This is a genomic window from Kribbella pittospori (assembly GCF_004331465.1).
Taxonomy (GTDB): Bacteria; Actinomycetota; Actinomycetes; order Propionibacteriales; family Kribbellaceae; genus Kribbella; species Kribbella pittospori.
Window position 1 is genome coordinate 289,825 of the sequence record NZ_SJKB01000010.1, and the last position, 21,064, is coordinate 310,888.

A 21,064-nucleotide genomic window follows, 5' to 3' on the forward strand; every position below is an offset into this window, starting at 1 on the left:
CGCGTGGATGATCCTGGCGCTGGCGTGTGCCAGCCAGTTCATGGTGATCCTGGACGCGTCCATCGTGAACGTCGCCCTGCCCTCGATCCAGCGAGACCTCGGCTTCAGCTCCACCGGCCTGGCCTGGGTGGTGAACGGCTACCTGCTCACGTTCGCCGGCTTCATGTTGCTCGGCGGGCGCGCTGCCGACCTGTTCGGCCACCGGCGGATGCTTGCCGCCGGGTTGTTGATGTTCTCCGCAGCAAGCCTGGTCGGCGGTCTGGCCGCAGACCCGGCGGTCCTCGTCGCGGCCCGCATCGTGCAGGGCGTGGGAGCCGCCATGCTCGCGCCGGCGACGCTGGCCGTGATCAACACCCACTTCACCGAGGAACGCGCACGTGCGCGGGCATTCGGCGCCTGGTCTGCGTCTGGTGGCGTGGGCGGGATGGCCGGCGCGGTCGCGGGTGGCGCGCTCACGACCGGCCTGTCGTGGCGATGGGTCTTCCTGATCAACGTGCCGATCGGTGCGGTGCTGATCGTGGTGGCGATGATATCGCTCGCCGGCGTACGCACCGTCCGCCGGGAGTCGCTCGACCTCACCGGCGCGGTCACGGGCACGGCCGGGCTGGCCGCGCTCATCTACGGCGTCATGCAGAGCACCGATCATGGCTGGACGTCGGTGCCGGTCGTCATACCGATCGTGGCCGGTCTGCTGCTGCTCGCTGTGTTCACGCTGGTGGAGGCGCGCGTCGCCGCTCGGCCGATGATGCCGCTCCGGTTGTTCCGGCTCCGGAAGGTTGCTGTTGGCAATGGCATGCTGCTGTTGTTCGGTGGGATCGCAATCGCGATGTGGTACTTCACGTCGCTGTTCCTGCAGAACGTCCTCGGCTACAGCGCGCTGCGATCCGGGCTCGGGCAGACGCCTGCGGCGGTGACGTTCGTGGTGGTCGCGCGACTGGCTGCGGCTCTGTTGCCGCGGACCGGAGTACGTCGGTTGATCCTTGCCGGGAGTGCCTTCTTCCTGGCCGGGTTCGCGTGGCTTGCCCAGGCGGGCGCCGGCACCGGCTACTTCACGGGCATCCTCTGGCCGACGCTGCTCGTCGCGGCCGGCATCGGGCTGACCTTCCCGACGCTGATGGCCGCGGTCACCGCCGACGTCCCCGAGAGCGACGCCGGGATCGTCGGCGGCCTCGCCAACACTGCCAGCCAAGTGGGCGGATCAGTGGGTCTCGCGATCCTCACCACGGCCGCCGGAGCCGCAACAGCCGACGGTCGGCCTGCTTCCTTCGCCGAGGGCTACGACTTGGTGTTCCTGGCAGCGGCCGGGCTCGGCGTGGCCATCGCGGTGGTCAGTGCTCTGTTGCCGCGTCACCAGCGTCCGGCAACTCCAGCCGCATCCGGAACTTCGGATCCTCATCCGCGATGACGACGAACCCGAGCCGCTCGTAGAGGGACCTGGCCCGATTCGCCTTCAGTACATGGAGTTCTGCCGCGGCGGCTCCGCGCCCCCGAGCCGCCGCGAGCAGCTCCCGCAGAATCCGCGACCCGAGCCCGAGCCCCTGGAACCGCGGCAGAATCTCGATCCGTCCGATGTAGAAAACGGTCGGCGTTTCGAACTCAGCATCGACAGCCCCGGCCTCCACCTCGCCGACCATGACGATCTGCAGCCGATCCGGCGAGAACGACCGCTCATGAAACCCCCGCTGCACCGCCTCATCCCAAGGCCCCCACGTAGCCTCGACAACCGCACCCATGGCGGCCCGATGCAGTTCGTAGACAAACGCATCATCATCGCCGGTTGCCGGCCGGAACCGATACTGAACGACCTCTTCCACCATGCTTCACCCTCAGGGGACGACGGTTACCGGCCAGCGGGCGTCCCGGACCAGGCGGGTGGCCAGGGAGCCGATCAGGCGGTGCCCGGACTGCATCGAGGCGCCGACTACTACAGCGTCGACGCGGAGTTCGTCGGCGAGGCGGACGAGTTCGAGGTACGGGTTGCCGTGGCGTTCGTGGAAGGTGACCTGCAGACCGAGGGCGCCGGCGTGGCGGTGTATCTCTTCCCGCAGTTCCTCGACGACGGTGACCTGGGATTGGCGCTGCAGTTCCATCAGTTGCGGGTTCAGCAGGCCGCCTCCGGCCGGGACATGGACGAACAGGACGATCACCTCCGCGCCTTGACGCCTGGCCATCCCGGCGGCGTACGACCCGGCCCGCAGCGACGTCTCCGACCCGTCGACCCCCACCAGGATCGACCGAGGACCATCAGTGCCGAGCTCGAACATCCCCATACCGTACCGACTCTGACAGTTGCCACCAGCAAGGGCAGCCCGAGTCAGGCGGCGAGCTCGGCCCGGGCGCCCGCAGCTTCCGTTGCAGTTAGCCGGAGGTGAGGGGTGCGGCTAGCCGGTAGGTGGGTCGGGCGCTTGCCGGGATGATGTGACGGCCGCCCGGGCGGAGTGTTGCCAGTATGAAGGCTCCCTGGGACATGCGTAGAACACTCCGCACCGTCGTGGCCATGACCGGAGTCGCGACCGCGATGACGGCCGGGCTCGTCGCCTGCGGAAACACCAAGACCTCCTCGGCCGGCGGTGCCCCGCCCGCGAACACGAAGGTCGGCATCCTGCTGCCCGACACGGCGTCCTCGCCGCGCTGGGTCGCGGCGGACCCGAACGAGCTGAAGGCGCAGTGCGCGGACAACAAGCTCACCTGTTTCATCGACAACGCCAACGGCAGCGCGACCACGCAGCAGTCGCAGGCGCAGGCTCTGATCAACGCCGGCATCGGCGTCCTCCTGGTCGTGAACCTGGACTCGGGCTCCGGCAAGGCGATCGAGGCCCTCGCCCAGCAGCACAACGTCGTCACGATCGACTACGACCGGCTCACCTCCGGCGGTACGGCGTCGTACTACGTCTCGTACGACAACGTGAAGGTCGGCGAGGACCAGGGCACGGCGCTGACCCAGGCCCCACAGGTCAAGGACAAGAGCGCGGTCAACTACGTCGAGATCGACGGTGCGCCGACCGACAACAACGCCACGCAGTTCGCCCAGGGCTACAACTCGGTCCTGTCGAAGCAGCCGGGCTGGAAGAAGCTCGCCGACCAGACCGGTAACTGGGATGCCGCCACCGCGCAGACCGTGTTCACCACGATGCTCGGCCAGCACCCCGACATCAACGCGGTCATGGTTGCCAACGACACCATGGCGCAGTCGGTCATCAACGTGCTGAAGTCCCAGGGCCTCGCCGGCAAGGTCGCGGTGTCCGGGCAGGACTCCACCGCCGGTGGCCTCGACAACGTGATGGTCGGAACCCAGGCCTTCACCATCTACAAGCCCGTCGCCGGTGAGGCGGACGTGGCGATCAAGCTGGCGGGCCAGATTCTCGCCGGCCAGAAGCCGACCGCGCCGACCACGGTCAAGGACCCGACGACCGGTCGCGAGGTCCCGGCGTACCTGGCTGACCCGACCGTCATCACCAAGGCGAACGTGGCCAAGCCGGTGACCGACGGCTACGTGACGGCCGCGGCCGTCTGCCCCACTCCCGCGCTGGTTCAGCTGTGCGCGGCCAATGGCATCAAGACTCCGTGATGACCACCCAACCCACTTTGGAACTGCGTGGCGTCGACAAGTCGTTCGGCCCGGTCCACGTGTTGTCCTCGGTCAACCTCACCGCGCTCAGCGGTGAGGTGACCGCCCTTGTCGGCGACAACGGCGCGGGCAAGTCGACCCTGATCAAATGCATCGGCGGCATCCACCGCATCGATGCGGGCGAACTGGTCTTCGACGGTACGCCGCACGTCGTCACCGGCCCGCGCGACGCCGCGCAACTCGGCGTCGAGATCGTGTACCAGGACCTGGCGCTGGCAGACAACCTGGACATCGTCCAGAACATGTTCCTCGGCCGCGAGAAGGTCACCGGACTCCACACGCTCGACGAGAACTCGATGGAGAAGCTGGCACGGCAGGCGCTGACCACGCTGTCGGTACGGACCGTGCGGTCGGTACGGCAGCAGGTCGCGAGCCTGTCCGGCGGTCAGCGCCAGACGGTGGCGATCGCCAAGTCGGTGCTCTGGCAGTCGAAGATCGTCATCCTCGACGAGCCGACGGCCGCGCTGGGCGTCGCGCAGACCGAGCAGGTGCTCGACCTGGTACGCCGCCTCGCCGAGCACGGCGTGGCCGTGATTCTGGTGTCGCACAACATGAACGACGTGATGAAGGTCGCCGACTCGATCGGCGTCCTGTTCCTGGGCCGGATGGCGGCCCAGGTGAGACGCGAGGACGTGACCCAGACGCAGGTGGTCGAGCTGATCACCGCCGGCCGTTCGGGTGACCTGGGACTGTCCCGCGAAGAGTCGACCGGAGCGGCGATATGAGCGCCCAGACAGATCACTTCATCAAGCCGGACAGCGCGGAGCCGGTCGAGGGACTCGGCGCTTTGAGCGCCTACATTCGCGACTATCTCGGCCGGGTCCGCGGTGGCGAGCTGGGCTCCATCCCCGCGATGGTCGGCCTGATCGTGATCACCGTCGTGTTCGCCGTGGTGCACCAGGGCTTCCTGAGCGCCTACAACATCGAGGCACTGGTGATCCAGGCGGCGCCGATCATCCTGATGGCGATGGGCCTGGTCTTCGTCCTGCTGCTCGGCGAGATCGACCTCTCCGCCGGCACGACCGGCGGCCTGTGTTCGGCGATCATGGCCGTGCTGATGATCCGGCACGGCTTTCCCTGGTGGCTCGGACTCCTGATCGGCCTGGGCGTCGGTGTCCTGATCGGTCTCGGGATCGGCTGGCTGCGCGCGCGGGTCGGCGTCCCGTCGTTCGTCATCACCCTGGCGACGTTCCTGGCCTTTCAGGGCGTCACGCTGATTCTGATCGGTGGCCAGGGAGCCGTGACGCTCCCCGCCGACTCGCCGATCATCAAGCTGGAGAACAGCTTCGTGCCGCTCTGGCTCGGTTGGGTCCTCTGGGCGTTGTTCGTGATCGGGTACGCCGCGGTCAAGGTCAACGACGCACTCGGACGCGAGCGCTCGGGTCTGTCCCGTCCGCCGTTCACTGTGATCGCGGCGAAGGTGGTCGTCCTGGCCGCGCTCGGTGCTGCGTTCACGTACGAGATGGGCATCAACCGCAACCTGTCCGCCAACGCCTTCTTCAACAACAAGGCTGAGGGCATGCCGTGGGTCGTCGTACTGCTGGTGATCCTGTTCGCCGGCTGGCACTTCATCCTCAGCCGTACGTCGTATGGCCGGCACCTGTACGCCGTCGGCGGCAACGAGGAGGCGTCTCGGCGCGCGGGCATCGTGGTGTCCCGGATCCGGATCTCGGTCTTCGCCATCTGTTCCGGCATGGCCGCCGTCTCCGGGGTCGTCGCGGCCTCGCTGCTGCAGTCGGTCCAGTCGAACGCGGGCGCCGGCAACACCCTGTTGCTGGCGGTCGGTGCCGCGGTGATCGGCGGTACGTCGCTGTTCGGTGGGCACGGCCGTGTCATCGACGCCGTCCTCGGTGGACTGGTCGTCGCGGTCATCATCAACGGCATGAGCGACCTGATCCAGGGCGCGAACTCGGCCGGCTACGAGTGGGTCGTCACGGGCGCCGTACTGCTGCTGGCCGCCGGCTTCGACGCGGTCGTCCGCCGGGCACGGGCCAGCTGAGCGAGGGCTGAATCATGGGTGGATCCGGTTGCCGGGACGCGACCAGCTCGCCCGGCTCGAGGGCACATCTCTCAATTCCCTGCGTGCTGCGCGGCACTCGGCGGGCACATCGCGGCGTTGGAGGACGAGGCACGGAGAACCCCACTCCGAGCCTCGCCCTCCGCCTTGCGCTGCACTCCGCCGAGCACCTGCTCGCTACTGCAGGGAATTGAGAGATGTGCCCTAGGTGCCGGATTCGAGCGGAAGGTCCACCAGCAGCGTGGTACCCACACCGACCGGGCTGTCCACCGAGATCGTGCCACCTAGTGCCTCGACCCGGTCGGCCAGCCCGATCAGCCCAGTTCCCTGATCAGGCACCGCACCACCGGTGCCGTCGTCGCGGACCGACAGGTGCAGGCGACCCTCGTTGACCCGAGCATCGATCCACACCGCCGACCCATTGGCGTGTTTGACCGTGTTGGCCAGCGCTTCCGACGCCACGTAGTACGCGCAGACCTCGATCGGCTCGGGGAGCCTGGCCGGGATGTCCACCGTGAGCTCGGACGGCACGGGGCTGCGGCGAGCGAGCGCCTTGAGGGCCGGTCCGAGGCCGCCTTCGGTCAGGATCGCCGGATGGATTCCCCGGGACAGCTCCCGCAGTTCGTCAGTCGCATTGGTCAGCTCGCGGGCGGCGTTGGCGAGCTGGGCGCGGACTTCCGGGTGGTCGGGCGGCACCGCCGCCTCGCCCGCGCGAAGCTGGAGCGCCAGCGCCACCAGGCGCTGCTGCGTCCCGTCGTGCAGGTCGCGTTCGATCCGCTGACGGGCGCGATCGGCAGCCGCGACGATGCGGGCACGCGAACCGGCGAGGTCCCGCTGTGCCTGCTGCACGGCCGCGGCCATGGCGTTGAAGGTCCGCTGCAGCACGCCCATCTCGCCGACACCGTCTTCAGACACTCTGGCGCTGAGATCCCCGGCCGCGAGTCGCTCGGCCATGGCGGCGGTACGGCGTACCGGATTAAGGATTCTGCGGTTCAGATACCAGATGAACAGCGCGACAAGCAGGACCGATCCGGTCAGGCCGGCGGCTGCGGCGAACATCGCGCGGCCGGCCGCGGCGCGGGCGCTGTCCTGGCGCGTCATCGCCAGCTGCTTCTCGGCGTCCAGCAGTTGATCGAACTGCGCCCGCATCGCGTCGACCCGTTGTCTGCCCTCTGTTGTCGCCGGCAGGACGTCGATCGACGCCCGGTCCCGCCGGGCAGCGGCGACGAGCGGCACGGAGTAGTCGTTCAGGTACGACGTCCCGGCTCGGGTGAGGGCCTCGGCCCGAACGTGCTGTTCGGGGTTGTCGGCGACAAGGTTCTCCAGGGCGGCGGCCTGCTGCGCGAACTGCGCGCGGCCCTCAACCCACGGCTGCAGGAACTGCTCGGATCCGGTCAGCAGGAACCCTCGCTGGCCGTCCTCGATCTCGACGATCAGCCGCTCCAGCCGGTTGGCGGCGACCAGCACGTCCTCGGACTGCTGCGCCCGCCGCTCCAGGCTGCGCAGTTCGGTCACCGAGGAGAGCAGTACGGCGAACGCGGCGGCGATGATCACGGCGAGCAGGACGCTGGCGGTGATGATCCGGACGCTCAGGCCGAGACCCCTCATCCGCCCCTCCGGTTGGTCGCCGCGCTCCCGGGGCCTCGCGCTGCTCACCGTCCCGAGGGCCCTCCGACTTCGCCGAGCCTCTCGCGGACGGCGGCACCGGACAATGCCGTCTTCGACAGGAACCCGATCGCCGGGCTCGCCTCGATCAGGTCAGCGTAGTCCTCCTCGGAGTGCGCGGAGATCATGATCATCGGTCCCGGCGACCCGTTGGCCTGGGCCGCCAACCGGGCGGCCAGGCGCAGTCCGCTCTCGGCGCCGAGGTCGATGTCGACCAGCGTCACGTCGGGCTGCAGCCGCGCCACCAGGGCGAGTGCCTCCGCGCTGGTCGAGGCGGTCCCCACCACCTGGATTCCGTCGTACTCCAGCACCGCCCGCGCGGCCTCGAGGAAGCGCGCGCTGTCGTCGACGATGATGCAGCGAACCATGGTTCCACCATTTCAGCGAAGTAGACCGGTGGCATTCCGGCTAGCTGCACCTCTGGACATCGATCCGGTCACGGTCCGTGGCTGGACCGACATCTCCCGGCGCATCCGGAGGCGACGGTAGATTGCGGTACCGGATCGGTAGCTTAGCGAGGCTCCGAGGACGAGTGTCGCGACGGTGATGACGATGTCCGCGAGGTTGTAGCGGTAGTGGCTGACAGCAATGAAGTCGATGGCGCCGCGGACGCTGCCCGGGGCGGTCCAGGAGTGCAGACCGACCCGATCGAGCTGGTTGCTGCCCCAGCCGCCGATCACCAGCGCCGCGGAGACGAGGATCATGGTCGGGCGCCGGCGCCGTACCAGCACGACGTACGCCGTGATCAGCAAACCGAGACCGGCGAGGTCCAATAGCGCGCCCGTGGACGGGTCGGCGTACCAGTCGCCGATCCGCGGGCCGGCGAGCCAGTCGCTGCCACGGTTGATGATCGAGCCGTCGACGTGCTGCCAGGCCCACCGCTTGGTCGTCTGGTCGAACAGGACGACCAGTGCCAGCAGGACGAGAACACGGAACCGCTGTCCGGCTTCGGCGGCCGCGGTCGTCGTGGTGGCCAGGCGGACGTTCGACATGACGCTCCTCGGGGGTGGACGGCGTCCGCGCTGGCACGCGCGTTCTGGCCGTACTTCAACCCTTCCGGGCGAGCGAGGATCGGACCTCAGCGCCAGCGGCCAACCCACCTACCGGCTGCCTGCAATCTTGCGCCGGGCACTGTCAGGGGTCAGCGGCCCTCGAGGTAGGTGAGGACCGCCAGGACGCGACGATGGTCGTCGTCGGCCTCGGGCAGCTGGAGCTTCGTGAGGATGCTGCGGACGTGCTTCTCCACGGTGCCTTCGGTGACCCACAGTTGCCGGGCGACGCCGGCGTTCGATCGACCCTCGGCCACCAGCGCCAGCACTTCGCGTTCGCGTTCGGTGAGGACCGCGAGCGGATCCTGCCGGTGGCGAGAGTCCACGAGTTCCTTCACCAGCGCCGGGTCCACCACGGAGCCGCCCCGCGCAACCCGTTCCAGCGTCTCGACGAACTCGTCCACGTCCGTGACACGGCTCTTGAGGAGGTAGCCGACTCCTTGTCCACTGCCGAGGATCTGCATCGCGTGCTCGACCTCGACATGCGCGGAGAGCAGCAGGATGGCGGTCTGAGGACGCTCCTGCCGGATCGCCTGCGCCACGTCCAGACCCTCGGTCGAGTGGCCGGGTGGCATTCGGATGTCGATGATCACCAGGTCCGGGAGGTGTTGCCGGACGAGCGCCAGCAGTCCCGGGCCGTTGCCGGCCTGGCCGACGACCTCGAATCCCGAGCGCTCCAGCAGGCTCGCGAGCCCTTCCCGGAGCAGGACGTCGTCATCCGCGATCGCCACTCGGGTCCGGCTCATCTCGACTCCCTACGCCGCCTGGACTCAGGTTAGCGCGAGGTCGAGGAGGGCAGTCCGGGCAGCGCCGATGGTGAGACGTGCGGCGGGGTCCTTGGCCAGCAGTCCGGCAATGACGGGGCGCACCCGACCTGCCCGCAGCCAGGGGCCGGGTGGGTTCTCGGCGACCGCGGTCAGCGTCGCCCACAGGCCGCCCTGGTCGAACGGCGTCCTGCCCTCGACGGCGGCGTACAGCGTCGCGCCGAGTGAGAACAGGTCGGACGGGGGCGCGGGCTCGTCGCCTCGGAGTTGCTCCGGGGACATGAACGCCGGACTGCCGGCGACCACACCGTGCGGCCAGTCGAAGTCCTCGTCGTGCATGCAGGCGACGCCGAAGTCGGTCAGCACCACCCGGCCGTCGGCACACAGTTGCACGTTGCCCGGTTTGACGTCGCGGTGGACGATGCCGGCCGCGTGGACACTCCGCAGTACGTCGAGCAGCCGCAGGGCGAGGCGGATCACCCGGTCGATCGACAGGGGTCCGTCGGTCGCGATCACCTGGGCCAGCGTCTGCCCGGACAGCGGCTCCATCACGATCCAGGGGAGGCTGCCTTCGCGGACGAGGTCGAGGATCCTGACCACGCCGTCGTGAGTCACCCGGGCAGCGGTCCGCGCCTCGTTGAGCGACCGGGCTCGCGCCGCCCTGGCCTCTCCCACCGAACCGGTGTCGTTCGCCAGGTGCTGCTTGAGAGCGACCGGGCGGCACAACAGCTCGTCCTCGGCCAGCCAGACCCGTCCCATCGCCCCGCGTCCCAGCAGTGACCGAAGTCGGTACCGCCCGGCGACCAGCCGTCCCGACGGTGCGGTCACAGGCTCCGTGACGACTTCGGCGAGGTCCGCGACGGCGTTCATGGGCTGACCCTTCGGATCTGGCGGTGTTCCGACCGTTCCAGCCTGCTGGGAAACCGCCGTCCGAGTCGTCAGGGCCTGCGGGCATCCCATCTACCGGCTAGCAGGAAGGCGAGCTGGGTGCCAGCCGCAGACCTGCTCCGCGCTCTGAACCCGTCCGTTCGATCCGGCCGTGTGAGGGTGTCGAATGATCAACAGCGCAAGGAGAAACCTGAAATGAAGCGCATTGCCCTCTTCGCCGGCACAGCTGTGCTCGGGCTGTCCACCCTGGCAGCCTGCGGCAATGGTTCGAGCTCGGCGCCCGCGCCGCAGAGCACGCCCGCCGCGTCGGCGTCCAACGCTCCGGCGAAGGTGTCCACGGCCACCGCCGGGAACTTTGGCAAGATCGTTGTCGACGGCACCGGCCGCACGCTGTACGTGTACGACCTGGACACCGCCAAGCCGTCCAAGTCCAACTGCTACACCGGCTGCGCCGCGCTCTGGCCGCCGTTCCTCGCAGGTACCGGCAAGCCGCAGGTGAGCGGGGTCGACCCGTCGCTGGTGGGCACGGTGGCGCGGACCGACGGCACCAAGCAGGTCACGCTGGCCGGATGGCCGCTCTACCACTTCGCCAACGACTCCAAGGCCGGCGACGTGAACGGCCAGGGCGTCGACGGCACCTGGTGGGTGGACTCGACGAGCGGCCAGAAGATCACCACCCAGGCGTCCTCGTCTGGCGGCAACCTCGGCTACTGAGTCGTTCTTCCGTACGCTGGGGCGATGAGTGCAACGGTGCCGCGTACGGTGCTCAGCCGTCGTGCCTTGAATCGGGCGTTGCTCCAGCGTCAGCAGTTGCTGGACCGGGGGAGCGGATCGGCGACCGAGCTGATCGAGCGGTTGGTGGGGCTCCAGGCTCAGGCACCGCTGGCGCCGTACGTCGCGCTGTGGTCGAGGCTCGAGGGCTTCGACCCGGAGGAGCTGTCCGAGCTGCTGAGATCGCGCCGGTTCGTGCGTTCTTCGTTGATGCGAGCAACGATTCATCTCGTCACCGCCGAGGACTGCCTGTCGTTGTGGCAGCTCCTGCATCCGGTCGCGGACCGAGGGCTGAGGGGTGCCTTCGGCAAGCAACTGGCCGGCGCCGACATCGACGCGGTCGTTGCCTACGGCACTGAGCTGCTGAGCCAAGAGCCGTACACCCGCAGCCGTCTGCGCGAAGTGCTCGGTGAGCGCTGGCCGGACTGGGACGCCACGGCGATGGCTTACGCCGTGAGCTACCTGGCCGGCACGGTCCACGTCACCCCTCGCGGGCTCTGGGGCGAGAACGGTCCTGCTGCCCTGCAGACGATGGAGAGCTGGCTCGGACGGTCACCGGTGGCTGATCGCCCGATCGACTCGCTCGTACTGCGGTATCTGGCGGCGTTCGGTCCCGCGAGCGTGGCCGACGTACAGACGTGGTCCGGGCTGACCAAGCTGCGGGAGGTCGCGGATCGGCTCGAGCTGCGGGTGTACGCCGATGACGAGGGGCGGGAGCTGTACGACGTACCGGATGGGTCACTGCCTGATCCGGAGACGCCTGCGCCGGTGCGATTCCTGCCGGAGTACGACAACCTGCTGCTCTCGCACGCGGATCGCCGGCGGGTCAATCCGTCCGGGCGGACGATCCCGCTGCCACCCGGCAACGGCGCGGCGATGGGCACGCTCCTCCTCGACGGCGACTACCAGGCCGACTGGCGTCACCATCACGGCAAGGAGCCGAGTCTGCGGATCACACCCCACCGGCCACTGACCACGGATGAGCGGGAGGCGATCGAGCTCGAAGGCGCTCGGCTCCTCACCCTGATCGGTAACGAAGTCACACCGATCACCTTTGCAACGGACTAGGGGCCCGGGCGAAGACAAGGAGGGACCGGCCTGAGGTCAGGCGCCGGCGTTCTTCCAGCGACAAGCCGACCGACGCGGCCAGCGCTTGCAGGTCGTCGTGCGTGCGTTCGCCTCCGCCGAAGAGCACGAACAGCCTGGGCGGCTCGAGCCGGACCGGGGCGTTCGACGAGTACGCCGTTCAGGTGCGGCCAAGCTCGCAGGAGGCGGTAGAGGAGGGTGGCCCCGTCCACCGCCCAGATCCGCAATGCTGCCCAGCCGCCCCCACAGCGGATCGTCGACTAGCTCGTCCGCCCACTCCGCGGCCCGGGCGGTCATCAACGTGTCGAACGAGCCCGACAGCACAGGATCGTCGTCGAAGACTGCCCAAGGATCCGGTCTGCGCCGTCGGCCCAGTACTGGCGCCAGACAGTCGTCCACGAAGGACCTGTCCATCCGACCGGCCGCGCCACTCCAGTCCAACCGGGCCGCGTACGATCCCGTCCGGTCCGAGATGCGCCGGCCGAGGTCGGTCGACGACACCACGCCGTTCGCGTCCACAGCGAGAATTCCGCGTACGGCGAGGAATCGCACCAGTCGCCGCAGGACCGAGTCGTCGATCCCCAAGCCGATCGCCAGTTGGCCCATCGGAGTGGGCTCCGCGGGGAGCAGGCCGATCGTGACCGCGACCCGAACGACGACAGGGGTCACCAGATCAGTCACCTGGTCCGGACTCGGCGCTGAGATCGGCTGAGGCATGGCGCCAGCATCTGCTCGACCTCAGTGATCACTCGCACGGTGGCAGGAACTCGCCACCGGGGAGCAGGACCCTCCGTCGAGGCCAGAATGGACGGATGACACGGAGGCCCGAGCCGGTCGAGCAGATGACGCATGCCCTGGAGCAGGGTAGGCGCCGGGTCCGGCTGGGGGCGACCGCACCGGCGCACACCGTGCGTGGGTCGCAGGCGTCGCTCTGGGACACCATCACGAAGCTGCGGGCGCAGGCGCGCCGGGAGATCCTCAGCTTCGACGACACCAGCTACCTGCTGGCCCACGACGTACCGGATCCGATCCAGCGGCGCGGTCCGGCGACTCTCCGCGCGGCACTCGGCCGCGGTGCCAGAGTGCGTCAGGTCACTTCGCGAGCAGGTTTGCTCGCCGACCAGCAGCTCGGGGCGATCGTCTACCGATCCGGCGGCGAGGCGCGGGTGGTGGACGCGGTGCCGCTCAAGGTTTCGATCATCGATCGGCACACGGTCCTGCTGCCGTTGAACTCGACGGTGCTGGCGGACGGGTTCCAGATCGTGCAGGACCCGAGTGTCGTCGGCGCACTCGTGGCAGTCCACCAGCATCTGTGGAACGCCGGACTCGACCCGGAGGGCATCGATCGGGACCTGCCTCCACCGCACCTCGCCATCATCCTGCCGGCGCTGGCTTCGGGTGCCCCCGACGAGGTCGCGGCGCCCCGGCTCGGTCTCTCACCGCGCACCTACAGTCGCCGGGTCGCAGAGTTGCTCAAGGTCCTCGGCGTGCACAGCCGCTTCCAGGCCGGCGCGGAGGCGATTCGCCGCGGCTGGCTCTGAACCCCGGCCGTGCGGAGCAGGTGGCGAGTTGACGCCAGATCAGCGCCGCGCCCCCTCGGCCACCGCAGGGTGGTTGCGACGGCGTCCCGCGGGCTGCACAACCAGCCGGGGGTGCCTGCGGGAGCCGTCGCCAGCTACGGGTACGCCGTCACCGTGGTTGAGCGCGCGCCCAGCCTGCGGCCAGGTGGACAAGCGGTCGACCTGCGCGGCGCCGCCCGGACCGTGATCGAACGGATGGGCCTGCTGGACCAGGCCGCCAAAGCAGCAGATATCTCGCTCCCCGACGTACACCTGTAGGGCTGCTCCTGGCGTAGGGGAGGAGGATGCAAGGCATGAGAGCTATCACGTACGCGCGTTCCGGAGATCCTTCTGTTCTCGAGCTCGGGGAGAGGCCGGTCGCCGAGCCGGGCGATGGTGAGGTGCGGATCCGGGTGATGGTGTCGGGGGTCAATCCGACGGACTGGAAGTCGCGGACCGGCTCCTACGGCGGTGGACCGGAGGAGGCGACCGTGCCCAACCACGACGGCGCCGGGGTGATCGACGCGGTCGGCGCTGGTGTGGACGGTCTGGCCGTGGGTGACCGTGTCTGGGTCACTCTGGCCGGCGACGGCCGGCCGGCCAGCGGCACCGCCCAGGAGTTCACTGTCGTGCCCGCCGGCCGCGTCTTCCCCTTGCCGGCGAACGCGGACTTCGAGCTCGGCGCCAGTACAGGCATTCCTGCCATCACGGCACACCGCGCGTTGACGGTCGGCGACGGCGGTGCGGGGCGGATCCGGCCGGGCGCTTTGTCCGGCCGGACCGTCTTGGTCGCCGGGGGAGCCGGTGCGGTGGGCAATGCCGCGATCCAGCTCGCCCGGTGGGCCGGCGCGACCGTGATCTCGACGGTCAGCAGAGAGTCGAAGGCAACGCTCGCGACGGCCGCCGGCGCTCACCACGTCGTCGACTACACGAAGTCCGACGCGGCCGACGTGATCAGGAGGGTCGCTCCCGATGGTGTCGACCTCGTCGTCGAGGTCGCCGCGGGTGCGAACGCCGAGCTCGACCTCGCCGTACTCCGTCCGCGCGGGACGATCTCGATCTACGCCAACGACGGCGGTGTGCCGTTCGAGCTCGACGTACGGCGGAACATGGGCCTCAACACCCGCTACCAGTTCGTCCTGCTCTACACGCTCGGCTGGGACCGGATCACGGCCGCCGCGGAAGACATCAACCACGCCATCGAGGACGACGCCTACCGGGTCGGCGAGCAGGCCGGCCTCCCGCTGCACCGCTACCCACTCGAGGACACCGCCGCCGCCCACGCGGCCGTCGAGAACAACGCGGTCGGCAAGGTCCTGATCACCGTCGCAGCGACCTGACCGACGGCGGGAGGATTCCTCCCCACATACTTGACAGAAGTAAGTAAAGGCCTCAGGGTTCAGATATCCTATCCGATTCGCTTCGTCGGGGAACCCGTAGAGAGGTCAGCCGCTCATGACCAGATTCCTTCGAAACAAGGCGATCCGAGGACCACTCGTGGCGCTCGCCGTCGCCGCTCTCCTCCCGGTCGGCCTGACCGCTGCGTCGTCCGCAGGTGCCGCTCCGCCGCAGACGGTCACCGCGGCGGCGAGTACGACGTACCCGCCGGCGGGTGAGCAGGCGCGGAAGCCGTACATGGGCTGGAGCAGCTACAGCATGCAGGTGTACTCGCCGACCGGCGGTAGCTGGATCACCGCCGACCAGATCGAGGCGCAGTCGGATGCGATGCACCAGAAGCTGCAGCCGTACGGGTACGAGTACATCAACATCGACGCCGGCTGGAACGGCGGCATCGACGACTACGGCCGGCCGGTGCCCAGCAAGACGTTGTACCCCGACGGCCTGCAGGCGGTGATCGACCACGTCCACGCGAACGGCCAGAAGATCGGGCTCTACGGCATCCCCGGCATCTCGAAGGCGATGCTCGACGCCAACCTTCCGGTGTACGGCGCCCCTGGCTGTACGACGGGAGACCTCGCCGTCCAACCGCTGCAGAAGGGCGACTACTGGGGCTTCGGGTACCGGATCGACGTCGCGAAGCCGTGCGCGCAGGCGTACATCAACTCGATCGCCGATCTCTACGCCAGCTGGGGCGTCAACTTCCTGAAGTTCGACAGCGTGACCCCGGGCTCAGGGGTCAGCGACCTGTCCATGGACGCCCGCGACGAGGTCAAGGCCTGGTCGCAGGCTCTCGCCAAGCACGGCATCTGGCTCGAGCTCTCCTGGGCTCTCGACATCAACTACGCGGACTACTGGAAGCAGTACGCGAACGGGTGGCGGATCGACTGGGACGTCGAGTGCTACTGCCCTGGTGAGGCGCTCACGACGTGGCAGAACGTCGCGCGACTGTTCCCCAAGCTCGCGGACTGGTGGCGCCACGGCGGGCCGGGTGGCTGGAACGACCTCGACTCCCTGGACGTCGGCAACGGCACGATGGACGGGCTGACGAAGGACGAGCGACGTACGGCGGCGACGCTGTGGGCAGTGTCCGCGGCCCCGTTCTACATCGGCAACGACATGACCAAGCTGGATTCGTACGGCCTCGAACTGCTGACCAACCGCGAGGTGATCGCGGTCAACCAGGCCGGGCGGCCGGCTCAGCCGGTGTCCACCAAGACCAACCGGCAGACGTGGTACTCGCTCAACGCGGACGGCTCGTACACCGTTGCCCTGTTCAACCTCGGGACCACCGAGGCCAACATGACGGTGAACTGGGCGGACCTCGGACTGGACGGTTCCGCGAAGGTTCGCGACCTGTGGGCGAAGAAGGATCTGGGTCAGTTCGCGTCCGGCTACACCGCGGCGACCGTGCCGCCGCACGGGACCCGGCTGTTGACCGTCACGCCGCAGAAGAACTCGAAGGTCAGCGTCAACGACGACGATCTGCGCGTGTCGTACGACGGAACCTGGCAGCGCAACGGCAACTTCGAGGTACCGGCTGTTTCCGAGCCGCTGACGGTCGCGGTGACCGATTCTTCGGCAGCGAAGGCCGGGACATCGACCAATGCCGGCGTACGGACGATCTCGGTCAACAACGACAACCCGGAGATTGTCTACACGGGTTCGTGGAGCCGGAGCACGGGTCGCGGGCTCGGCGACTATCAGGACGACGTGCAGTACACCGAGGCCAACGGCGACGCGTTCACGTACAGCTTCGTCGGCACCGGGGTCGACTACGTGACCGAGACGCACGAGTCGCAAGGCGATGTCGAGATCTACATCGACGGTGCGCTCAAGGCGACGGTCGACACTCATCGCGACCCGGCCGACGGCCGCGGTGCGCAGCAGGTCGTGTACAGCATCTCGGACCTGCCGAACGGAACTCACACGATCCGCGGTGTGAAGAAGTCCGGCCAGTTCATGCTGCTCGACAAGCTGAACGTGCGGCAGGAGAGCCTGCTGAATCCGGACACGGCGGCGTTCGACAAGAACCCGTCCGCACAGGCCGATGTCAGTGTCCAGATCGGGCGCGACCCGGCTGAACTGGACGGGATCGCGAAGGGCGGCAAGGACCTCGTCAAGGGAACCGACTACACCGTCGACGGGACGGCCGTGACGATCAGCAAGACGTACCTCGCGGCCCAGCCCGTCGGCAGCACGGTGCTCGACTTCAGGTTCCGCGGCGACCACCACGACGACGTGCACTACGCCACCGCGAACGGTGCGGCGATCGACTTCGCCTTCCGCGGCACCGGCGTCGAGTGGCTCACCGCACTCGGCCCGGACCAGGGCGACGCCGACGTCTACCTCGACGGCAAGCTCGTACGCCGGGTGAACCTCGCCAACGATGCACGCGTCACGGCCCGCCCGGCCATCACCCAAACGGGTCTGACGAACGGCGACCACACCCTGCGCATCGTCAAGGTCTCAGGCGACGTACTGCGCAACGACGTCATCCGCTACACCACCGGAAAGTAGCCGCAGGCAACGGCGGCGCCACCCTGGCGCCGCCGTTGCATCGGATCAGACGGCGATCCGGCCGCCGTCGACCGGGAGCTGGGCGCCATGGATGTAGCGGGCGTCGTCGCTCACCAGGAACGTCACCGCGGTCGCGATCTCCTCGGGCAGCCCGGGGCGGCCGTGCGGAGTCGTGGCGGCGAGCTTGTCGAGGGCATCGCCGTACCCGGAGGTGCCCTCGGTGCGGGTCGGGCCAGGGCTGACCGCGTTCACGCGGACGCCGGACGGGCCGTACTCGGCGGCCCAGGCCTTCGTCAGCAGGAGCAGCGCGGCCTTGCTGGAACCGTAGAGCGCGTACCCGGGATCGCCGTAATGCGCGACCATCGTCGCGATGTTGACGATCGCGCCCTTACCCCGCTCGGCCATCCGCGGCGCCAGCGCGGCGACCAGGAAGTACGGCGCCTTCACGTTGATGTCGTAGACGTTCTCGAAGACGTCCTGAGTGGTCTCAGCCGTCGGCCCGTACGGGTAGATGCCGGCGTTGTTGACCAGGATGTCGACGTGGCCGCCGCCAATTTCGGTGGCGCGGCGAGCGAGCTCCCGCGCGCTGGCCTCGTCGCTGAGGCCGGCGGCGACGAAGTCGGCCTTGCCGCCTGCCGCGCGGATTGTGGCGACGACCTCCTCGGCGCGGGCGGCGTCCCGGCCGGACACGATCACGTGTGCGCCGTGCCTGGCGAGGTCGAGCGCGATGGCACGCCCGATACCGCTGTTACCCCCGGTCACGAGGGCAGTCGAGCCGTCGAGCTGTGCAGTCATAGCGATGTCTCCTTGAGTGGTGTGGACTGGCATCGATGGGCTCAACCACGAGACCGTCACGGCGTATGCCGTTGTGCCATCGGCTCTGGCGCTAGGGGGTCATCAGTGCCGCTGATGACAGAATCGGTCTGTGGAGATCCGTGAGCTTCGGGCGTTCGTGGCCGTCGTCGAGGAGGGTGGGGTGTCGGCGGCGGCGCGGCGCCTGCACCTCAGCCAGTCGGCGTTGTCCCAGGTCGTGCAGTCGCTCGAACGGCAGCTCGGCGTACAACTTCTGACCCGCAGTCACAGCGGTACGACGCCCACCGCGGCGGGGGAGCTATTGGTACGCCGGGCGCGCGCGATCCTGGCCGACCACGACGACGCGGTGGCCGAGCTGACGGCGTTGGGCGACAGCGGATCGGTCGTTGCCGGGAGCATCCGTGTCGGCGTACCACTGGAGCTGCCGCTCGACGTACTGCCGTCGGCGCTGGCTGAGCTGCGGGCAGCGCACCCGGCCACTCAGGTCGAGGTCCGGCATGCCTCGAGCGCTGGTCAGGTGGCGGCGCTCGAGAACGGAGACCTCGATCTGGCTCTGGTCCGCTATCGGCCTGTGGGTGGACGGTTCGACGCGATGCTTGTTGTCCGCGAGCCGATCGGCGTACTGCTGGATGCCGGCCGTTCGGAATCTCTCGCCGAGCCTTCCGGTGTGCCTCTGGATCGGCTGGCCGGGATGAATTGGCTGGCGTTTCCGCGCTCGGACGCACCGCCTTGGTACGACGAGGTGTCGGCGATCCTCAGGACCCACGGACTCGTCGACCAGGCGTCGGCAGCCGGTGGCGATCCGCCGGTCACCGCCGAGGTGAAGTTTGCCGCCGTACGCGCCGGACGATCCTTTACGCTGGCCCCGCCGGGGTGGGCGACCAGCCTGCCCGAGGGCATTCACTGGCACCCGATCGCGGGCCATCCCATCGTTCGCCGTACCTGGGCTATCTGGCCCGCGACCTCCCGCCAACGCGACCTCGCCACTCTGGTTGCGGCCTTCCAGCTACCGAACGGCGGTGGCTGATGCGTGGTCGTGGGCCTTCCATTGGGTTGCGACTTCGACTGTGATCTCGATGGCTCGTTGGGTGAGGGGCGACTGGGTGCGGCCGGCCTGCCAGAGGAGGTAGATCTCGCGAGGTGACGGGCCGGGGTGCAGGTCGTGGATGGAGAGTTCCGGGTCGGCGACCTCGGCGCCGGTCAGGACCAGCCAGGGGAGTACGGCGGAGCCCAGGCCGGACCGGACCATCGCCAGTACGGCTTCGTTGCCGACGGCACGGAACACGATCTGCGGCCGTACGTCGTTGCGGGCGAACATCGCCTCGACCTCACGCTGGTCGCAGGTGGATGGCCACGCCACCATCGGCGCGCGGTCGAGACTGGTGACTTGGACCTGGCCTTCGGGGAACGCGCCTCGCGGGGCCACCAGGACATAGGGATCGTCGAGCAGTTTGAGATGTTCGATCTCGCCCGGCACCCGGCGGTCGTGGAACATCAGGTCCACCGCGCCGACCGGTGGTGGATCGGACTCGTCCTCGATCAGCCGGATGTCGCAGCGGGGGTGCTCCTCGCGCAGGCGACGGATGACGTGCGGCAGGAGCACGTTCGAGACGCTCTGGAAGGTGCCGATGTCGATGCGTCCTTCGCCGGCCTTGAACCGGTCGACCGCGGCAGCCAGGTCCTCGGTCCGCTCCAACAGGTCCCGGCCGTGGGTCAGCACGACTGTGCCGAGCGGCGTGATCCGCACCGGCTTCGGCCCGCCTGGTCGATCGAACACCGAACCGCCGACGGCCTTCTCCAGCGATGCGATGTGCTGGCTCACCGTCGATTGCGTGTACCCGAGGCGTACCGCCGCACGCCCGAACGATCCCTCATCAGCGACTGCCGCCATGGTGGCCAGATGCCGCAACTCAACCTCGGCCATGACCCTGAAGATACCCGCGTGGATCGGGCTTCGCGATGACATCGATCGAGAACTATCGCTTTTCACCATGCAGCTGGGCGGCTTAGCGTCGTACGCATGGATCAACCGTTCGACTACGACGCCGAGCTCCGTCGCTATCACCTGCGGCTGCAGGCGGTCGCGGATGTTGGGCCTGATGATCACGTGCTCGACGTCGGCTGCGGTACCGGCCTGACCACCCGGGACGCCTCCAAGCGGGCGGCCTCCGCGGTCGGCGTGGACATCTCCGCCCAGATGGTGGCGACCGCTCGCCGCCTGGCCGAACAGGAAGGTCTTCAGAACGTCTCCTTCGAGCAGGCCGACGTCCAGGACCACGCCTTTCCAGCGCAACGTTTCTCATTAGGGATCAGCCGGTTCGGCACGATGTTCTTCACCGACCCCGAGGTCGCGTTCACCAACATCGCCCGCACACTGCGCCCGGGCTCGCGGTTCGTGCAGTTGGTCTGGCAGGCCAGCAAACACCAGGAGTGGTACGCCGCCTTCCGCGGTGACCATCCCGCCACCGCTGGCGCGTTCTCCCTCGCCGACCCCGCGACCGCGCAACGCATCCTGACCGCCGCAGGATTCACCGACATTGAAGTCACCGACGTGCGCGAACCTGTCTACTACGGCAAAGACGCCGAGACCGCCTACGAAGCGGCAAGCAGTCTGCAAATGACCCAAGACCTCCTCACAGGCCTCAACCCAACCCAGGCGGAACAAGCCCGCCAACGCCTCCTCACCACCCTCGCCGCCCACCAAACCCCAGGCGGCGTCCAGTTCAACTCCCGGGCCTGGATCATCACTGCCCATCGCCCTTGAGGCGGCCCCGGAAGATCGGGAGACTGGCGGCTGTGCCAGACCAGGTGGAGTTGTCCGAGGGTGACGCTCGGCGGATTGGGTTGCGGGCCCAGGGGTTTGGAGTGGCGAGGCCGGGGCGGGTGGATCGGCGGCGGGTCCGGAA

22 protein-coding genes are annotated in these 21,064 nt (G+C 68.6%); 12 read left to right on the forward strand and 10 right to left on the reverse strand.

What is annotated here, in order from left to right:
- The first annotated feature begins 7 nt into the window (after window positions 1-7).
- On the forward strand, window positions 8-1,405 hold the full coding sequence (locus E0H73_RS30210; RefSeq protein ID WP_202867624.1) for an MFS transporter: 1,398 nt from the start codon (window positions 8-10) through the stop codon (window positions 1,403-1,405).
- On the opposite strand, the gene E0H73_RS30215 is transcribed toward E0H73_RS30210, so the two are convergent.
- Together E0H73_RS30215 and E0H73_RS30220 are read right to left on the reverse strand one after the other, a co-directional pair.
- Window positions 1,329-1,817: a GNAT family N-acetyltransferase gene (locus E0H73_RS30215; RefSeq protein ID WP_131361991.1), complete on the reverse strand. Its 489-nt coding sequence runs from the start codon at window positions 1,815-1,817 to the stop codon at window positions 1,329-1,331. The genes E0H73_RS30210 and E0H73_RS30215 overlap by 77 nt on opposite strands.
- 9 nt (window positions 1,818-1,826) lie before the next feature.
- The gene (locus tag E0H73_RS30220) at window positions 1,827-2,264 is read right to left on the reverse strand and encodes a universal stress protein (protein ID WP_202867625.1); all 438 of its coding nucleotides are present in this window, start codon (window positions 2,262-2,264) and stop codon (window positions 1,827-1,829) included.
- A 233-nt stretch (window positions 2,265-2,497) separates the two neighbouring features.
- Between E0H73_RS30220 and E0H73_RS30225 the strand changes: the two genes are divergently transcribed.
- The 3 genes from E0H73_RS30225 to E0H73_RS30235 are packed head-to-tail and all read left to right on the forward strand — an operon-like array spanning window position 2,498 to window position 5,627.
- Entirely contained in the window at window positions 2,498-3,568 is a 1,071-nt protein-coding gene (locus tag E0H73_RS30225; protein WP_202867626.1) for a sugar ABC transporter substrate-binding protein, read from the forward strand.
- A complete protein-coding gene (locus E0H73_RS30230) occupies window positions 3,568-4,353 on the forward strand; it encodes an ATP-binding cassette domain-containing protein (protein WP_131361994.1) in 786 nt (261 codons plus the stop codon). The genes E0H73_RS30225 and E0H73_RS30230 overlap by 1 nt, the downstream gene beginning before the upstream one ends.
- The gene (locus E0H73_RS30235) at window positions 4,350-5,627 is read left to right on the forward strand and encodes a sugar ABC transporter permease (RefSeq protein WP_131361995.1); all 1,278 of its coding nucleotides are present in this window, start codon (window positions 4,350-4,352) and stop codon (window positions 5,625-5,627) included. The genes E0H73_RS30230 and E0H73_RS30235 overlap by 4 nt, the downstream gene beginning before the upstream one ends.
- 222 nt (window positions 5,628-5,849) lie before the next feature.
- On the opposite strand, the gene E0H73_RS30240 is transcribed toward E0H73_RS30235, so the two are convergent.
- The 5 genes from E0H73_RS30240 to E0H73_RS30260 form a co-directional block, all read right to left on the reverse strand.
- Window positions 5,850-7,253 (reverse strand): sensor histidine kinase, encoded by a 1,404-nt coding sequence (locus tag E0H73_RS30240; RefSeq protein ID WP_131361996.1) that lies wholly within the window; start codon window positions 7,251-7,253, stop codon window positions 5,850-5,852.
- Window positions 7,254-7,297: 44 nt separating this feature from the next.
- Window positions 7,298-7,678 (reverse strand): response regulator, encoded by a 381-nt coding sequence (locus E0H73_RS30245; protein WP_131361997.1) that lies wholly within the window; start codon window positions 7,676-7,678, stop codon window positions 7,298-7,300.
- Window positions 7,679-7,690: 12 nt separating this feature from the next.
- Window positions 7,691-8,302: a signal peptidase II gene (locus E0H73_RS30250; RefSeq protein ID WP_131361998.1), complete on the reverse strand. Its 612-nt coding sequence runs from the start codon at window positions 8,300-8,302 to the stop codon at window positions 7,691-7,693.
- A gap of 149 nt (window positions 8,303-8,451) precedes the next feature.
- Window positions 8,452-9,105: a response regulator gene (locus E0H73_RS30255; protein WP_131361999.1), complete on the reverse strand. Its 654-nt coding sequence runs from the start codon at window positions 9,103-9,105 to the stop codon at window positions 8,452-8,454.
- Between the two features lie 24 nt (window positions 9,106-9,129).
- Complete coding sequence (locus E0H73_RS30260; RefSeq protein ID WP_165555880.1) at window positions 9,130-9,993, reverse strand: serine/threonine-protein kinase; 864 nt, start codon at window positions 9,991-9,993, stop codon at window positions 9,130-9,132.
- Window positions 9,994-10,206: 213 nt separating this feature from the next.
- On the opposite strand from E0H73_RS30260, the gene E0H73_RS30265 reads away from it, so the two are divergent.
- The gene (locus E0H73_RS30265; RefSeq protein WP_131362001.1) at window positions 10,207-10,725 is read left to right on the forward strand and encodes a COG4315 family predicted lipoprotein; all 519 of its coding nucleotides are present in this window, start codon (window positions 10,207-10,209) and stop codon (window positions 10,723-10,725) included.
- Between the two features lie 24 nt (window positions 10,726-10,749).
- Window positions 10,750-11,850 carry a winged helix DNA-binding domain-containing protein gene (locus E0H73_RS30270; protein ID WP_202867627.1) on the forward strand — a complete coding sequence of 367 codons (1,101 nt, stop codon included), beginning with the start codon at window positions 10,750-10,752 and terminating at the stop codon, window positions 11,848-11,850.
- Between the two features lie 36 nt (window positions 11,851-11,886).
- Here the strand turns inward: E0H73_RS30270 and E0H73_RS30275 are convergent, their stop codons facing one another.
- Window positions 11,887-12,585 (reverse strand): hypothetical protein, encoded by a 699-nt coding sequence (locus E0H73_RS30275; RefSeq protein WP_131362002.1) that lies wholly within the window; start codon window positions 12,583-12,585, stop codon window positions 11,887-11,889.
- A gap of 95 nt (window positions 12,586-12,680) precedes the next feature.
- On the opposite strand from E0H73_RS30275, the gene E0H73_RS30280 reads away from it, so the two are divergent.
- The 4 genes from E0H73_RS30280 (at window position 12,681) to E0H73_RS30295 (ending at window position 17,345) form a co-directional block, all read left to right on the forward strand.
- On the forward strand, window positions 12,681-13,409 hold the full coding sequence (locus E0H73_RS30280; protein WP_131362003.1) for a helix-turn-helix domain-containing protein: 729 nt from the start codon (window positions 12,681-12,683) through the stop codon (window positions 13,407-13,409).
- A 111-nt stretch (window positions 13,410-13,520) separates the two neighbouring features.
- Window positions 13,521-13,706 (forward strand): hypothetical protein, encoded by a 186-nt coding sequence (locus E0H73_RS30285; protein WP_165555865.1) that lies wholly within the window; start codon window positions 13,521-13,523, stop codon window positions 13,704-13,706.
- 35 nt (window positions 13,707-13,741) lie between these two features.
- Complete coding sequence (locus tag E0H73_RS30290) at window positions 13,742-14,767, forward strand: NADPH:quinone reductase (RefSeq protein WP_131362005.1); 1,026 nt, start codon at window positions 13,742-13,744, stop codon at window positions 14,765-14,767.
- A gap of 115 nt (window positions 14,768-14,882) precedes the next feature.
- A complete protein-coding gene (locus E0H73_RS30295) occupies window positions 14,883-17,345 on the forward strand; it encodes a X2-like carbohydrate binding domain-containing protein (protein ID WP_238164376.1) in 2,463 nt (820 codons plus the stop codon).
- A gap of 45 nt (window positions 17,346-17,390) precedes the next feature.
- Here the strand turns inward: E0H73_RS30295 and E0H73_RS30300 are convergent, their stop codons facing one another.
- Complete coding sequence (locus tag E0H73_RS30300; RefSeq protein ID WP_131362006.1) at window positions 17,391-18,140, reverse strand: SDR family NAD(P)-dependent oxidoreductase; 750 nt, start codon at window positions 18,138-18,140, stop codon at window positions 17,391-17,393.
- A gap of 130 nt (window positions 18,141-18,270) precedes the next feature.
- Here E0H73_RS30300 and E0H73_RS30305 point away from each other — a divergent pair, with 130 nt between their 5' ends.
- Window positions 18,271-19,185 carry a LysR family transcriptional regulator gene (locus E0H73_RS30305; RefSeq protein WP_131362007.1) on the forward strand — a complete coding sequence of 305 codons (915 nt, stop codon included), beginning with the start codon at window positions 18,271-18,273 and terminating at the stop codon, window positions 19,183-19,185.
- Here the strand turns inward: E0H73_RS30305 and E0H73_RS30310 are convergent.
- On the reverse strand, window positions 19,165-20,082 hold the full coding sequence (locus tag E0H73_RS30310; RefSeq protein WP_131362008.1) for a LysR family transcriptional regulator: 918 nt from the start codon (window positions 20,080-20,082) through the stop codon (window positions 19,165-19,167). The two genes, E0H73_RS30305 and E0H73_RS30310, sit on opposite strands and share 21 nt — an antisense overlap.
- A 96-nt stretch (window positions 20,083-20,178) precedes the next feature.
- Here E0H73_RS30310 and E0H73_RS30315 point away from each other — a divergent pair, with 96 nt between their 5' ends.
- Window positions 20,179-20,922, forward strand: coding sequence for a class I SAM-dependent methyltransferase (locus E0H73_RS30315; RefSeq protein ID WP_131362009.1), 744 nt, complete (start codon window positions 20,179-20,181; stop codon window positions 20,920-20,922).
- The last annotated feature ends 142 nt before the right edge of the window (window positions 20,923-21,064 follow it).